The following is a 13,561-nucleotide window of genomic DNA, read 5'->3' on the forward strand; positions in this document are numbered from 1 at the left end:
GCTAAAGTAACACTGACGGAGGTCTCTGTCGGCACATCGGCTCGCTAACCGGCCATGTAACGCTGATGGAGGCCTCTTTCAGCACCCATCGGACACTAAAATAGGATGCTACGAAGTAGGCGACGCATTTGAATCCGCCGCCAGCTCCCGAATGCGCGCTTCCAGCGCCTGCGCCTCGGCCTTCGCTTCCGCCAAGGGCAGCGCCCCTTCCGCTTTGTTCGGGTTCGTGTGCCCGACGTGCTCTTTCCAGGCCGCGCTGACCAACCGGTGCCGCTGCAGGACCAGCTCAAAGTACGCCGACCCTTCCATCGCCGCCGCGAACGCCTCGGCGCTCTCCGGCGCGACGCCGAACAGCGTGCGCAAGATCGACTGCGCCATGACGGCATGGCCCGGCGCGAACGGATGGATGCCGTCTCCGGACAAATAAGCCGGATCGGCCGCCCGCTCCGCCGCGACGTGCGCCAGCAGCTCGTCGTGGATGCTCACCGTCGCGTCCGCGGCCTCTTCGCTAAGCGACAGCACCCAGTCCGCGTATCGCTTCAGCACCTGCTCGTAATCGGCGTAAGGCGTCTCGTAGCTGTACGCCGACTCCGGCCGGCCTTCGGGCAGCAGCCGGTTCGCGCCGTCCGGCAGCGAGGCCGGATCGAACGGCGGCGGCGTCATGGCGATCGCCTTGGCGCCCGCCTGCCGAATCTGACCGAGCAGCCGAAGCAGGCCGTCCTTATAGGCGTCAAAGCGCTCCTCGGACAGCGGATGGTAGATGGCGTCGTTCATGCCGTAGCAGACGACGACCCAGTCGGGCCGCGTCTCGGCGAGCGCCCGCGCCAGCCGGTCGTGCACGCACGGCCGCGGGAACGGATGGAAGGGCTCGCTAAGGCCCGACGCCGTCTCGCTGCTGACGCCCAGGTTAATCAGCTCGATCCGGGAAGCCGGGGCGTGCTGGCGGAAATAAGCGTCCAAGTAAGCGATGTACGTGCCGTCGTCGGTAATGCTGTCTCCCAGAAATACGATTCTGAGCGACTCCGGAAGCGGCTTGTCTTTTCCGTAAAATGGCTCCATGGCAAACTCCCAACTCTCGCAAGGAATGATATCGTCAACGCCATTATACACGCGAACGGACGGATGAACGAGAGCGGCGCGCAAAGAACCCAAAGAACCCTTAAGAGACACTTGCCTTTCCGTGTCCTGCTTAAGGGTTCTGCTTTTAAGGCCGCATTCGCAGCCCGTCAGATTGGCGGGTTAAAAACCGCCGGACGGCCCCGTCCGCGCTGAGTCCGATCGCCCGGCTGTACGCGGAACGCGCTTCGGCATACCGGTGCATCCGCTTGTACAAGTGACCGGCCAGCGCCCAATAGGGCTGATAATTCGCAACCTCCGCGGACGGGATCGACGCCAGCAGCGCCATGCCGCGGTCCGCGCCATAGGCCTCCGCGACCGCCGCGGAACGGCTGACAAAAGCGCCTAGCGTGGGCTGCATCCGGACAAGCCCCTCGTATAATTGCGCGATCGCGTCCCATTCGGTGCGTCCCGTCCTCAGACGCTGGGCATGCACCGATTGAATCGCGGCCATCAGTTGAAAACGCCCGATGCGGCCGGCTTGCGAAGCGGCATGCAAATGGCGCTCCGCCTCCGCGATCAAGCCCCGGTCCCACTTCGTGCCATCCTGCCCGGAAAGCGGGACATAATTGCCTTCCCCATCGTGGCGAGCCGCGCGGCGGGCTTCGCAGTGCAGCATCAGCGCGAGCAGGCCGAGTACCTCCGGCTCGCGGGGCACGAATCGGAGCAGCAGCCTGCCGAGCTCGATCGCTTCCTCGGCCAAGCTCCCGCCAGACGAGCCGGCGGCCGCTTCGTCCCACCCGCTCCCGTAGGCGGCGTAGACGGCCTCCAGGACCGAGTCGAGACGCGCCGGCAGCGCTTCTGCATCCGCCGGTTCGAACGTGAGGCGCTCGGCGCGAATCTTCGCCTTCGCCCGGGTCAGCCGCTGGCTCATCGTCGAAGGCTTGACGATGAACGCGGACGCGATGCGGGCCGCGTCCAACCCGAGCACCGTCTGCAGCATGAGCGGCGTACGCATCGCGGGATCGATCGCCGGATGCGCGCACAGCAGCATCATGGCGAGCCGCTCGTCCGGCCATTCGGCGCCGGACGGCGCACTCGGATGCCCGGCCTCCTCGGCCATGGCCAGAAGCGTCGGCAGCGCTTCGGCGGAGACGCGGACGCGGCGGGCGCGGTCGATCAGCCGCCTGCGGGCAATCGTAAGCAGCCAAGCTTCGGGCTTATCGGGAATGCCCGTCTTAGGCCACGCTTCCAGGGCTGACAGAAAGGCATCTCCGAGCGCATCCTCCACGTCCTGCGGATCGCGCCAACGGACCGTCAGATAGGAGAGCAGCCTGCCGTAAGCCTCGCGCGCCGTCCGTTCGACGATTCGATGCGATTCCATCCGGCGGCTACTTCAGCGCAGGAAGGTTCTGCCTGACCTCCACCGTATCGACCGGCCCCCGTGCCGCCCATTCCAACGCGGCGTCCATATCCGGCACGTCGATCACGAAGATCCCGCCGAGCTGCTCCTTCGTCTCGGGGAAAGGTCCGTCCTGCACGGCCACGTCGCCGCCGCGGCGCTTCAACGTTGCGGCCGTCTCCGGCGCATAAAGCCCAGAGCCGAACACGACGATTCCCGCTTCCCGCAGCGCGTGCACATAATGCGTCCAGCCAGCCAAATAAGCTTCTTGGCGTTCCGGATCCGTTCTGGCCGCGAAGTCCTCCTGCGATTCATAAAACAGCAGCGTGTAGCTCATACGAAGCGCCTCCTATAGACCGTTGAATTTTAGTTACGTCAATCTGTCGTTTCGGCTTGCGCGATTTCTACATCTCCGAAAAAAATATCAAAAAAAGATGTTGGACGAGTCGTCCTTTATCCGCCATCGAGTTTGCCCTAAGTATAGCAAAACGCCGTTAAAAGAACGCGCCCGATCCGTGCCGGGCCGCTGCGGCGCTCTGCACTTTGCGTTAGGCGGGAACTTTTGCGATCTATCGCGCAAAAATGCATGGTAGCTCGCCTTTTTTAGGCGAGATTAGTGAGTTTCGGGAGAAAATGCTGCACTTTTTCGCGTTGGGCGGCAGCCGCGCCAAGGCTTCGGCAACCATACGCGGCATAGCGCTCGCCGCGCGAGGCAGGCCGGCAGCCGTCGCCTTTTTCCATGCGCTTCCCGAGGCTTGACTTAAACCATGGTTCAAGTCGTATCCTATAGTTGTCGACCTAATCGATTGAATTTGGAGGCCTCCAAATGAAATACCTTTCCATCGGCGAAGCGGCGGCCGAACTCGATATTCCCGACTCCACGATCCGTTATTACGAGAAGATGGGGCTGCTGCCCTTAATCGAGCGCGACAATGCCGGAAGACGAATTTTTTCGGAAGATCAGATGACGCTCCTCGGCACCGTGATGTGCTTGAAGAACACGCATATGCCCATCAGCGACATCAAGCAATACGTGGACTGGATCGTGGAGGGGGGAGCGCACGCTCGAGCGCCGGCTCGAGATGATGAACAGCCACAAGCAAGCGGTGCTGGACGAAATCGCGTTGATGACGGAAAGCCTGAAAGGCATTGACTATAAGATCGACCGGTACGCCAGGCAGCTCGGAAAAAAATAAACGGAGAAGAGGAACGCGCATGAAACTTACGGGCAATACGATCCTGATCACGGGCGGCGGCGCCGGCATCGGCCTCGCTTTTGCGGAGCGGTTCCTGAAGGCGGGCAACCGCGTCATCGTCTGCGGCAGACGCGAACTAGTCCTGCAGCAAGCCAAGGGGAAGCACCCGGACCTCGTCACTCGCGTTTGCGATCTGGCGGTCGAGTCCGAGCGAACGGCCTTGTTCGAATGGATCGCCGCGAACCATCCGGACGTCAACATGCTGGTGAACAACGCAGGGATTCAACGGCGCTTCAACGTGCTGAAGGCGGACGCGAAAAACGACTGGGCCGCGCTAAGCCAGGAGATCGCCACCAATATCGAGGCGCCCTTCCATCTCTCGATGCTGTTCGCCCCGTTTTTTGCGGCCAAGGAAGCGTCGGCGATCATCAACGTGACGTCGGGCTTGGCCTTCACGCCGTTTGCGATCGCGCCGATCTACTCGGCTTCCAAGGCGGCGCTTCATTCCTTCACCGTGAGCCTCAGGCTTCAGCTGTCCGACACCGCCGTCGAGGTGATCGAAGTCGCGCCGCCTGCCGTTCATACGGATCTGGGCGGTACGGGGCTGCATGTCCACGGCGAACCGCTGGACGCCTTCGCGGACGGCATTTTCCAGGGGCTTGAAGCGGGGCAAACGGAGATCGGCTACGGCACCTCGGTCGGCCGCCTGCGCATGTCGCGGGACGAGATCGACCAATACGCGGAAAAGATGTACGAAGCGACGAAAAGCGCGATTGAATAAGTCAGATCGGCGGCAGTTAAAGCCCCCGACCCTCCGGCATGCGCCGCGACGGTCGGGATTTTTATTTTCGGCAAAAAAAATGTCCTGAATCGGCAATTATTTATTGTAATTCAATAAATAAACTGCTAAGATCACCTCACCATACTTAAGCGGGGTGCTCGAAATGAAACGAAAAACGCTCATGCTGAGAGCGGTCGTCTTCCTGATCGGAATCGCCATTCTTGCCTTGTGCGTCATCGGACTGCCTTCGATCTTCGATGAAGCGGCCGCGAACTATCCGAAGTCGACTTACTTGCCCCTATTCATATGCATGTACGCCTCTGCGATTCCTTTTTTTTGCCGCGCTGGTTCAGGCGCTGCGCCTTTTACGCTATATCGATGAAAATAAAGCGTTCTCTGCGTTTTCCGTCCAAGCGCTCCACAGCATCAAATACTGCGCGTGCGCGATCAGCCTCCTGTATGTCGCATGCCTGCCGTTCCTCTACCGGATCGCCGAAAAAGACGACGCCCCGGGCGTCATGGCCCTCGGCCTTGTCGTTGCGTTCGCTTCCTTCGTGATCGCCGTCTTCGCCGCCGTGCTTCAGAAGCTGCTTCAGAATGCCATCGATATTAAAATGGAAAACGACTTAACGATTTGAGGTGAATCTCTTGGCGATTGTCATCAATATCGATGTCATGCTGGCGAAGCGGAAAATGAGCGTGACCGAGCTGTCGGAGCGGGTCGGGATCACGATGGCGAACCTCTCGATCCTCAAAAACGGGAAGGCGAAGGCGATCCGCATCTCGACGCTGGAAGCGATCTGTAAAGCGTTGAAGTGCCAGCCCGGCGATATTCTTGAATATACGGACGAAGAGGAGGACGGGCAATGATTCTATTCGGCCTGCGGAGAGCCGCCGACACGGTGGGATTCCCCCGCGCGCTGCGCCAGCTCGTGCGCTTCGGTTGGGTGCAGTCCATGTCCTGCGTGTTTCCTGTCGTCATCTTCGTCGCCCTCGCCGCGACGCAGCAACTCTCCTTACCTTGGCTGTCCCGCTACGACTGGCTGCTCGTCATCTGCCTGGCCATGCAGGCATGGATGCTGCTTGCCGGGCTCGAGACGCGCGACGAGCTGAAGGTGATCACCGTGTTCCATCTGATCGGCCTGGCGCTGGAGCTGTTCAAGGTGCATATGGGCTCCTGGTCGTACCCCGAGGCGGGCTGGGCGAAGGTTGGCGGCGTTCCGCTCTACAGCGGCTTCATGTACGCCAGCGTGGCGAGCTACCTCTGCCAAGCCTGGCGGCGCATGAAGGTCGAGCTCGTGGGCTGGCCGCCGCTCCGGCTGGTCGTCCCGCTGGCCGCTTCCATTTACCTGAACTTTTTTACGCACCATTATTGGATCGATCTTCGCTGGTGGCTGTCGGCCCTGGTGCTGATCGTATTTCGGCGAGCCTGGGTGACTTATCAGGTCGGACGCCGCCGCTACCGAATGCCGATCGTCCTCTCCTTCGCGCTCATCGGCTTCTTTATCTGGGTCGCCGAGAACGTCGCCACCTTCTTCAACGCCTGGCAATATCCGAATCAATCCGACGCCTGGCATCTCGTCTCGTTCGGCAAGATCAGCTCCTGGCTGCTGCTCGTGATCATCAGCTACCTCATCGTCGCTTCGCTGAAACAAGTCAAGGAGCGGCGGCTTCCCTAAGCCCTTGCTTCCCGCGTTCCTCCTCCCGATTTATACGCTAAACGACGTTGCCGCCGGCAGGATTCAACACGGTTTGTGTCGAATTTTGGCTAGAGACGAAGCAAGTTAGCTTAAATTTGGGAAGGTTGGAACGATCATGCCACGTTCACCTCGCGTTTTAATCAGCAGCATGTCGATAACGTCTGTCGTTCTTCTCCTGGCGTATGCGTACCTGGCCTCATTCCCTGGCCACGATACGATGTTTGACCTGCCTCGATTCCACTTTTATGTCATCTCCCCGACGCTTCTGGCATTGGCCATCAGCGCGGTCATCCTGGGCTGGACGGGGATTCGGCTGCGGGATATGAGCGTGCTCATGCTGGCGCTGGCCATCTTTTCATTAAACGGATTTTTTTCTGATTCATGCGCTGTCTACCCCGGGATTCATCGTAAATGACCAATACCATCTGGCCGGCGTTGCCTCTCAAGTCGCGTTGACGACCTGCGCGGCCTGGATCTTTCTCTCCACCCTGTCTGCGGATAACCCTATTATTCGTCTCTTGTCCAAGCATCGGAGGCGTATCGTCGTCGGCTGGGTGACGCTGATCGTCCTGTTGAATGTCGCTGCGCTGGTGAACCCCGACCTGTCCGAGTTCATTCCGATCGATATCGAGCCGCTGAATTACCTCATGGCGGCGATTACCGTCCTCCTGTTTATTTTCGCAGCCATCCGGTATTACCAGCAGTTCCGCATCGTCCAATTTCCTTTGCATGCGGCCATCGTATTCGGCTCCGTGCTGCTCGCGATCACCGAATGCTTCATGATCAGCACCATGATGTGGACATTGGCCTGGTGGCTCTACCATGTCGTCCTCGCCGCGTCGGCCTTGCTGCTGTTGTACGGCATCATCGCCCAATATCGGTCGAACGTCGCGGTGACGCAGACCGTTCAACAGGGCGACCGGCAATCGTCGCAAGGCCGGCTGCGCATCAGCATCTCCGGGAGCATGCAAGAGTTGATCGCGGCTACGGAAACGAAGGACGCCTATACCGCGGGCCACAACTACCGCGTCGCCATGTACGGCGTGCAGCTGGCCCAGGCCATGAAGCTGGATCCCGAGCTGCTGCTGGCGCTCGCCCGCGGCGGGCTCATTCACGACGTCGGAAAAATCCAGACCCCGGGCGAGATTCTGAATAAGCCGGGAAAACTGGATGCGGACGAGCGGCTCGTCATCGAGCAGCACCCGGTGGTCGGCTACGAGATGTGCAAGTATATCGGCTTCATGACCGAAGAGCTATACGTTATCCGGCACCATCACGAAAAGTGGGACGGGACGGGCTATCCGGACAAGCTGAAGGGCACCGAGATCTCGCTGCCCGCGCGAATCCTTGCCATCGCGGACGTGTACGACGCTTTGACGTCGCGAAGATCTTATCGCGAGCCGTGGCCGCAGGAGCGCGCGCTGCAGGTCATCGTCGAGGGCAGCGGCACGCATTTCGATCCCGATTGCGTCTCGGCCTTCGTCAAGCTTTGCGAGAGCGGCGAATTGTTCGTTCCGGAGGGAAGCGGCGTCAAGCATGGGGGGCTTTAATCGCGTATCGCGTATACGGCATAAGCGAGCTAGCGCAATTGCCGGCGCGATTCGGATAAGCCGGTTAACGAAAAACGGCACTTCGGGCGAACGCCTTAACGCGTATCGCCCGAAAAGCCGTTTTTTTATTTCTTGCGATTCGCGATCTCTTCTTTGACCGCTTGAAGATCGCCGGCGATGCGATAGGAGCCCCGCTGCGGCACATAGCCGAGGCTTTGGTTCACCTTCAGGATCGCGGCGTTCAAAGAATCGTTGTCCGTCTTCAAGTAGACGGCCCCTTGCCGCTTGGCCAGCTGAACGGCGCGGATCTTGAGCGCTTGCGCGATCTTGCGGCCCCGGTATTCCCGGCAGACGCCGGTATATTCGTGATACATGCCGCCGGTCGCTTCCTTGTAAGGAATATTCGATACGGCGACGTACCGGCCGTCCTTGCCGTCCACGGCCAGCAGCACCCGTTCAGGGGCATAGCCTTCAACCCGCAAGTGCCACTTCGACCATTCTCCCCGATCGGGTACCTCGCCCATGAATCCCGGAATATCGGTCAGCGTCTCCAGGTAGACCTGGTAGATCCTCGCTTCGTTTTCTTCCGTCTCGCCTTCTTCCGCGAAGGTTCGGATGCGGATGCCTTCCGCTTCGAGCCGCTCGAACAACCCGGTTTCATTCAGAATCTCCGGCTTCGCGGTCTCCAGCTCCAGCACCGATTGGAAGGCATGCCGATCCACCGCGAATCCTCTGTTCTCGGCGAACCGCCTCGCAGCAGGATCGTCGTCCCAGATCTCCGCGACGAGCTTGGCCGCGCCCAGGCCTTCGCCCCACTGCACCAAGTGGCGCACAAGCCGACCGCCGATGCCTTGTCCGCGATATTCTTTTTGCACGACGACGGTATTGTTGAGATAGCCCGGCTCGGTCCAGGGCGCCCGCCACGACCAGACATACCCGACGATCCGATCCTCATCGGCTACGGCGACATAACGCGTGCGGTCATAGCCCGCCAGCAGCCCGTTGTCGTCCATGTACGTATGTCCCACCTCGAACAGACGCGTATCGTCTTCCCGCAGCCGCTCGGCGGTGATCGGTTCCGAGAAAAAGGTGTTCAAAAGCGTCGCCAATCCCTCATAGTCCTCTGGCACCTTCAAGGGACGCAACTTGTATGACTCTCCCATGCGCTTTCCGCCTTTTATCCAGTTTCCTTTCTCTAACGAGGGACGTAAATATCGATTTGATTATCCTCGTTCTCCAGCGTATGAATGTCGTTCCAATACTCGATATCGATCGGTCTTACGCCGTAAGTTTGATTGATAAAGTCATACGTATCGCCAATCTGCGATTCCGCGCCCTTATGCACGACTTTGATGAAACGCCCGGCGGGCAGCGTGTAGCTGACCATATCGCCGGGAATCCGGGCGAATGATTCGACCTCGTAAGCGAAGATGTGCCGGTACGGTACATCGGGCGTCCAATGGCCGTCTTGCGGATAAATCTGAATGAGATACATGCCGGAGCCTGTCCTGTTCTCCACTTCGGATTGGCGGCGCTCTAGTTCCTTCCGCAATTTCCCGCCGATCTTCGTCTCCATCACCTTGTTCAGGCTCTCCTTGATGGCTAGCCCTACCAGATGGACCTCTTTTCTTTCCACAACGTCGACCAGGTATGAACTCATGACAAGGCCTCCTCCATTGGAAAATTCATACATTAATGATAATCGAATGTATGAACCGCCGTAAAGACCTATCCTACTTCACCTTCTCGACGGAGATGCTCAATTTATAATTGCCGAACTTCAGCACGTCCTCCAGCAGCTTGTTGAGCGCCGCGACGGTGCTTATTCGTACGCGGAGCCAATAGCAGCCTTCGCCGCCTACGCGATGCACCTCCGTCACGGCCTCGGTCGACCTTACGAATTCCCTGAACGCTTGATGCGTATGATTGGCATTCATGAATACGATCAGGAAGGCATGCACATGCAAGCCGACGAGCTCGGGGTTCCAGCGAAGCGTGTAGCCTTCGATCACGCCGAGGTCTTGCAGCTTGCGCACCCGCGCGCCGACCGCCTGTCCGCTCAGATGGACCGTCTCCCCGATCTCCTTGTTGGAGAGGAGCGCATTATTCAACAGCGCATTGAGAATGCGCAGATCGATATCGTCGATCGCTTGGTTAACCACTGGCAGGCCACACCTTTCAGCGTGAAAGTAAATCCTTTCAAATACGTTCATCCGGCTATGTATCAAGCCTAGGCGCTAATGCTATCATCATAACAGATGAATCTCCGAGGAGGCATTCCGATGAAAATTCAACTGATTCGCCATGCGAGCCTATGGTTGGAATATGCGGGGACGACCTTTCTGGTCGATCCGATGTTCGGCGACCGGTCGAGTATGCCCCCGATCGCCAATTCCGGCGATGAGCGGCCCAATCCGCTCGTTCCCCTGCCCGACGCCCTGGACGCGTGGATCGCCCCGGACGCCATCCTGCTGACTCATTTGCACCGCGATCACTGGGATCAAGCAGCCGTCGACGCGCTCCCCAAGACTTGCCCGGTCTTTTGCCAGCAGGGAGACGGGGAGGCGATCGCTTCGTCGGGCTTCGCGCGCACGACGGAGATCCGGACCTCCGCGCGCTTTCGCGACGTAAGCATCCATCGGACGGACGGTCGGCACGGGACGGGAGAGATCGGCCAAAAGATGGGGATGGTATCGGGTTTCGTACTGAAGGCCGAAGGAGAGCCTACGCTCTACATCGCCGGCGATACGATCTGGTGCGACGACGTGAAAACGGCACTCGACACGTATAAGCCCGATACGACGGTCGTCAATGCAGGCGGGGCGAGGTTCCTTCTAGGCGACCCTATCACCATGGACGAAGACGACGTGAGCCGGCTCATCGGATACGCCCCGTATTCCCGGGTCGTTGCCGTTCATATGGATGCCATCAATCACTGTCATGTCACGCGCGACAAGCTGCGGTCGACACTCGCAGCCGGCCGGTTGCTGGATCAAGTCGTTATTCCGGAGGATGGTGACTGGTTATGAACCAGCGTGAAGGGAATATGGAACGCATCGTGTTGTCGACGGACCGGACGCTGATCGACCTGGACTTCGCCTACCGCTACCTGCGCGATCACATGTATTGGGCGAAAAAGCTGACGTTCGACGTTTTCCAAAAAGCCGTAGCCCACTCCGCGATCGTGGTCGGCGCGCACGATTCGTCGAAGGACGGGCAGCTCGCCGGCTTCGCCCGGGTCATCTCCGATCTGGCGACCTTCGCCTATTTGTCCGACGTCTTCGTCGTGGCCGAATATCGCGGCCAGGGGTTGTCCAAACGCATGATGGAGCTGATCGTCAACCATCCCGAGCTCCAGGGACTGCGGCGCTTCGCGCTCGTGACGGAGGACGCCCAAGGACTGTATGCCCAATTCGGCTTCGAGCAGCTGCGGGACGGGGCCAATTGGATGCAGATCTACAACGGATAACGCAAAGCGATCGAGCTCGCCAAGCCGCATATGTATACGTTCAAGAATGCAGGCAAGTAAAAAGGCACCTCATCGGGTGCCTTTGTCGTTGATCGATGCCTGCCGCTCCACCAAATAAAACATATAATCGGTCGGTACGCCGGCATGCCCTTGCTGCCTCAGCATCGCGGTTACGTTGCCCCGGTGATACGTCCCGTGGTTGACCACATGCCCTAGGATCTCGGAGAAATGCGTATCGAGCCGGCCGTATTGCGGATGCTCGATCGTCATCGCCTTGTCCGGGTCGGGCGTACGCCGAAGCAAGTCGCGAAACTCGCCGGAGACGTCGGCGAACAAACGGCGCATCTCGTCCACGGATCTGCCCTTCGCTTCCTCCGTCCAGCCCTGGAGCTTCGGGAAAATGTCGTCGTTCGGCACTTCCGCGAGCACGGACATAAAGAGCCGTTCGAACAAGTACATATGCCCGAGCGTATGCGAGACGGACGGGAACACGCTCGTTACCTCCGCATGGAATACTTCCTTCGGAAGCTGCGCCAGATGTTCGAACAGCCGCTCGTTCGCCCAAACATGGTACTCGTACAGCTGATGGGATTGTTGTCGCATGGCTCATTCTCCTTTCTTCCTTCTTCGCTGCTGCAGCAGTCTTAAACCTATCTTACACCCGGTCGGCTGACAAACGTTGTCAGCGAAGATCTGCCATATGTCCTTGCCGCAGCGGTTCGTGCAGTCTCTTGACAACCGATTTTGCGCGGATTATGATTAGAATGAACATTCGATCTAGAAGATTCAGCGGAATAGATTGAACGTTCTATCGAAAAACGTGGAGGGATTTCCGATGACAACAAAAACAGTCTTCATCACGGGCACGAGCTCCGGGCTTGGCAAGCTGACCGCCATTCGTTTTACGCAAATGGGCTGGAACGTCGCCGCCACCATGCGTACGCCTGAAAAAGAAACCGAGCTTACGGCTTACGACAACGTCCGGATTTTCAAATTGGATGTCACCGACGTCGAGCAGGTCCAAACGGCCGTGGAACAAGCAATCGCCGCATTCGGAAGAATCGACGTCGTCGTCAACAATGCCGGCATGGGCACCTACGGTCCGCTCGAATTAGCCCGGGAAAGCGACATCGATTGGCAATTCGCCGTCAATACGCGAGGCCCGATCAACGTCATTCGCAAATTTCTGCCTCATTTCAGAGCGAATAACGGGGGCATGTTTATCAATATCAGCTCCTTCATGGGGATCACGACGGCCGTGCCGCTCGGTTCGCTGTACAACATGTCCAAGTTCGCTTTGGAGGGATTGACGGAGGGTCTCTATTACGAACTGAAGCCGTTCAACATCGAGCTCCGATTGATCGAGCAAGGCGGCTCCACCGGGAATAACTTCAAAGACAGTATCGTATGGAACCGTGGCGCGCATATTAGGGACTACGATGATATGATCGGGAAATTAGAGCAGGTCATGAATACGGCCGGCGATAGCGGCCAGCTGGACGATCCGCAGACGATCGTCGACGCCATCGTCGCCCAGGCGACGGGCGAGAGCCAAAAATTCCGCACCGTCGTCGGCGCGGCGGGCAACGGGCTGATGGCGCTGCGGAACGCGATGCCGATCGAAGATTACCTGGAGCAAATGGCTGCAAGCTATAGGTGAAGCGGATATTAGCCCCATCACCCGATGCTGCAAATGAACGGGCTGCCTGCCTGCGTCCGCTGTGTTGACTGATCGCGGCATTGCGTTTATGCTGATTAGAATGAACGTTCGTTTGGTATCGGGAATGGGGGTTTTCCAATGTTCGAGACGTACAACAAAGTGCAACGCGCCGTCCTCGAGACGACGCTGAACATCATTATCCGCAAAGAACTGCAGGCGACCTCGATGTCGCTCATCGCGAAGGAGTCGCGCGTATCGACGGGCAATATTTATCATTACTTTCAAAGTAAAGAGGATATCGTCAATGAGTTGTACAAGGCGATCGTCACCTTCAACGGAGAGTATGTGCGCGCAGGCCTGTCGCAAGGAGGGACGATTCGCGAGAAATTTGAATTAGGCTGGCAGCGGGTCGTGGACCTGGGCAAGCAGTATCCGCAAGGCTTTCAATTCATCGAGCAGTATTCCTTCTCGCCCTACATCTACGACGAGGTGAAGAAAGCCGTCTATGTCGGCGGCTGGTGCGGCCCCATGAACCAATTGTACGAGGAAGCGATTCAGCAGAAGCTGTTCATCGCGCTGGATCCCGGCATGATGGTGCAGATGCATTACGGGTCGTTCGTATACATCCTGAAGGCGCACCTGCAAGGGGTGCTCGAATTAACCTCTGATCACGTGAACGAAGTCATCCGTTCTTGCTGGAAAGGCGTACAGCTCGCGGACGCGCCCGTGTCGGGTTGAGGGACATGC

General features: G+C 58.6%; 16 protein-coding genes and 1 pseudogene. 10 read left to right on the forward strand and 7 right to left on the reverse strand.

Annotated features, from left to right (window positions below; all coding sequences use genetic code 11):
* Positions 1-108: 108 nt before the first annotated feature.
* The 3 genes from OMP38_RS32565 to OMP38_RS32575 form a co-directional block, all read right to left on the reverse strand.
* On the reverse strand, positions 109-1,059 hold the full coding sequence (locus OMP38_RS32565) for an SGNH/GDSL hydrolase family protein (protein WP_277568745.1): 951 nt from the start codon (positions 1,057-1,059) through the stop codon (positions 109-111).
* Between the two features lie 145 nt (positions 1,060-1,204).
* Complete coding sequence (locus OMP38_RS32570; protein WP_277568746.1) at positions 1,205-2,440, reverse strand: RNA polymerase sigma factor; 1,236 nt, start codon at positions 2,438-2,440, stop codon at positions 1,205-1,207.
* 7 nt (positions 2,441-2,447) lie between these two features.
* Positions 2,448-2,795, reverse strand: a complete 348-nt coding sequence (locus tag OMP38_RS32575) for a YciI family protein (protein WP_277568747.1) — start codon at positions 2,793-2,795, stop codon at positions 2,448-2,450.
* Positions 2,796-3,284: 489 nt separating this feature from the next.
* Between OMP38_RS32575 and OMP38_RS32580 the strand changes: the two genes are divergently transcribed.
* The 6 genes and pseudogenes from OMP38_RS32580 to OMP38_RS32605 all read left to right on the forward strand — a co-directional run bounded on the left by OMP38_RS32580 (position 3,285) and on the right by OMP38_RS32605 (position 7,685).
* Positions 3,285-3,611 (forward strand): MerR family transcriptional regulator, encoded by a 327-nt coding sequence (locus OMP38_RS32580; RefSeq protein WP_277568748.1) that lies wholly within the window; start codon positions 3,285-3,287, stop codon positions 3,609-3,611.
* Positions 3,612-3,673: 62 nt separating this feature from the next.
* Complete coding sequence (locus OMP38_RS32585) at positions 3,674-4,435, forward strand: SDR family oxidoreductase (RefSeq protein ID WP_277568749.1); 762 nt, start codon at positions 3,674-3,676, stop codon at positions 4,433-4,435.
* Between the two features lie 163 nt (positions 4,436-4,598).
* Positions 4,599-5,073: pseudogene (locus tag OMP38_RS32590) on the forward strand (DUF2975 domain-containing protein).
* 10 nt (positions 5,074-5,083) lie between these two features.
* The gene (locus OMP38_RS32595) at positions 5,084-5,305 is read left to right on the forward strand and encodes a helix-turn-helix domain-containing protein (protein WP_277568750.1); all 222 of its coding nucleotides are present in this window, start codon (positions 5,084-5,086) and stop codon (positions 5,303-5,305) included.
* Positions 5,302-6,114: a DUF817 domain-containing protein gene (locus tag OMP38_RS32600; protein ID WP_277568751.1), complete on the forward strand. Its 813-nt coding sequence runs from the start codon at positions 5,302-5,304 to the stop codon at positions 6,112-6,114. The genes OMP38_RS32595 and OMP38_RS32600 overlap by 4 nt, the downstream gene beginning before the upstream one ends.
* Before the next feature lie 539 nt (positions 6,115-6,653).
* On the forward strand, positions 6,654-7,685 hold the full coding sequence (locus OMP38_RS32605) for an HD-GYP domain-containing protein (protein ID WP_277568752.1): 1,032 nt from the start codon (positions 6,654-6,656) through the stop codon (positions 7,683-7,685).
* 125 nt (positions 7,686-7,810) lie between these two features.
* Here the strand turns inward: OMP38_RS32605 and OMP38_RS32610 are convergent, their stop codons facing one another.
* The 3 genes from OMP38_RS32610 to OMP38_RS32620 all read right to left on the reverse strand — a co-directional run bounded on the left by OMP38_RS32610 (position 7,811) and on the right by OMP38_RS32620 (position 9,853).
* Positions 7,811-8,848: a GNAT family N-acetyltransferase gene (locus OMP38_RS32610; protein WP_277568753.1), complete on the reverse strand. Its 1,038-nt coding sequence runs from the start codon at positions 8,846-8,848 to the stop codon at positions 7,811-7,813.
* 32 nt (positions 8,849-8,880) lie between these two features.
* Positions 8,881-9,345, reverse strand: coding sequence for a GyrI-like domain-containing protein (locus OMP38_RS32615; RefSeq protein WP_277568754.1), 465 nt, complete (start codon positions 9,343-9,345; stop codon positions 8,881-8,883).
* A gap of 73 nt (positions 9,346-9,418) precedes the next feature.
* Positions 9,419-9,853 (reverse strand): Lrp/AsnC family transcriptional regulator, encoded by a 435-nt coding sequence (locus tag OMP38_RS32620; protein WP_277569027.1) that lies wholly within the window; start codon positions 9,851-9,853, stop codon positions 9,419-9,421.
* A gap of 114 nt (positions 9,854-9,967) precedes the next feature.
* On the opposite strand from OMP38_RS32620, the gene OMP38_RS32625 reads away from it, so the two are divergent.
* On the forward strand, positions 9,968-10,714 hold the full coding sequence (locus tag OMP38_RS32625) for an MBL fold metallo-hydrolase (RefSeq protein WP_277568755.1): 747 nt from the start codon (positions 9,968-9,970) through the stop codon (positions 10,712-10,714).
* Complete coding sequence (locus OMP38_RS32630; protein ID WP_277568756.1) at positions 10,711-11,154, forward strand: GNAT family N-acetyltransferase; 444 nt, start codon at positions 10,711-10,713, stop codon at positions 11,152-11,154. The genes OMP38_RS32625 and OMP38_RS32630 overlap by 4 nt, the downstream gene beginning before the upstream one ends.
* 69 nt (positions 11,155-11,223) lie before the next feature.
* On the opposite strand, the gene OMP38_RS32635 is transcribed toward OMP38_RS32630, so the two are convergent.
* Positions 11,224-11,757 carry a DinB family protein gene (locus OMP38_RS32635; RefSeq protein ID WP_277568757.1) on the reverse strand — a complete coding sequence of 178 codons (534 nt, stop codon included), beginning with the start codon at positions 11,755-11,757 and terminating at the stop codon, positions 11,224-11,226.
* A 232-nt stretch (positions 11,758-11,989) separates the two neighbouring features.
* Here OMP38_RS32635 and OMP38_RS32640 point away from each other — a divergent pair, with 232 nt between their 5' ends.
* Positions 11,990-12,814, forward strand: coding sequence for an SDR family oxidoreductase (locus OMP38_RS32640; RefSeq protein ID WP_277568758.1), 825 nt, complete (start codon positions 11,990-11,992; stop codon positions 12,812-12,814).
* 138 nt (positions 12,815-12,952) lie between these two features.
* A complete protein-coding gene (locus OMP38_RS32645; protein ID WP_277568759.1) occupies positions 12,953-13,552 on the forward strand; it encodes a TetR/AcrR family transcriptional regulator in 600 nt (199 codons plus the stop codon).
* Positions 13,553-13,561 lie beyond the last annotated feature (9 nt).

This window comes from Cohnella ginsengisoli (assembly GCF_029525555.1).
Taxonomy (GTDB): domain Bacteria; phylum Bacillota; class Bacilli; order Paenibacillales; family Paenibacillaceae; genus Cohnella; species Cohnella ginsengisoli.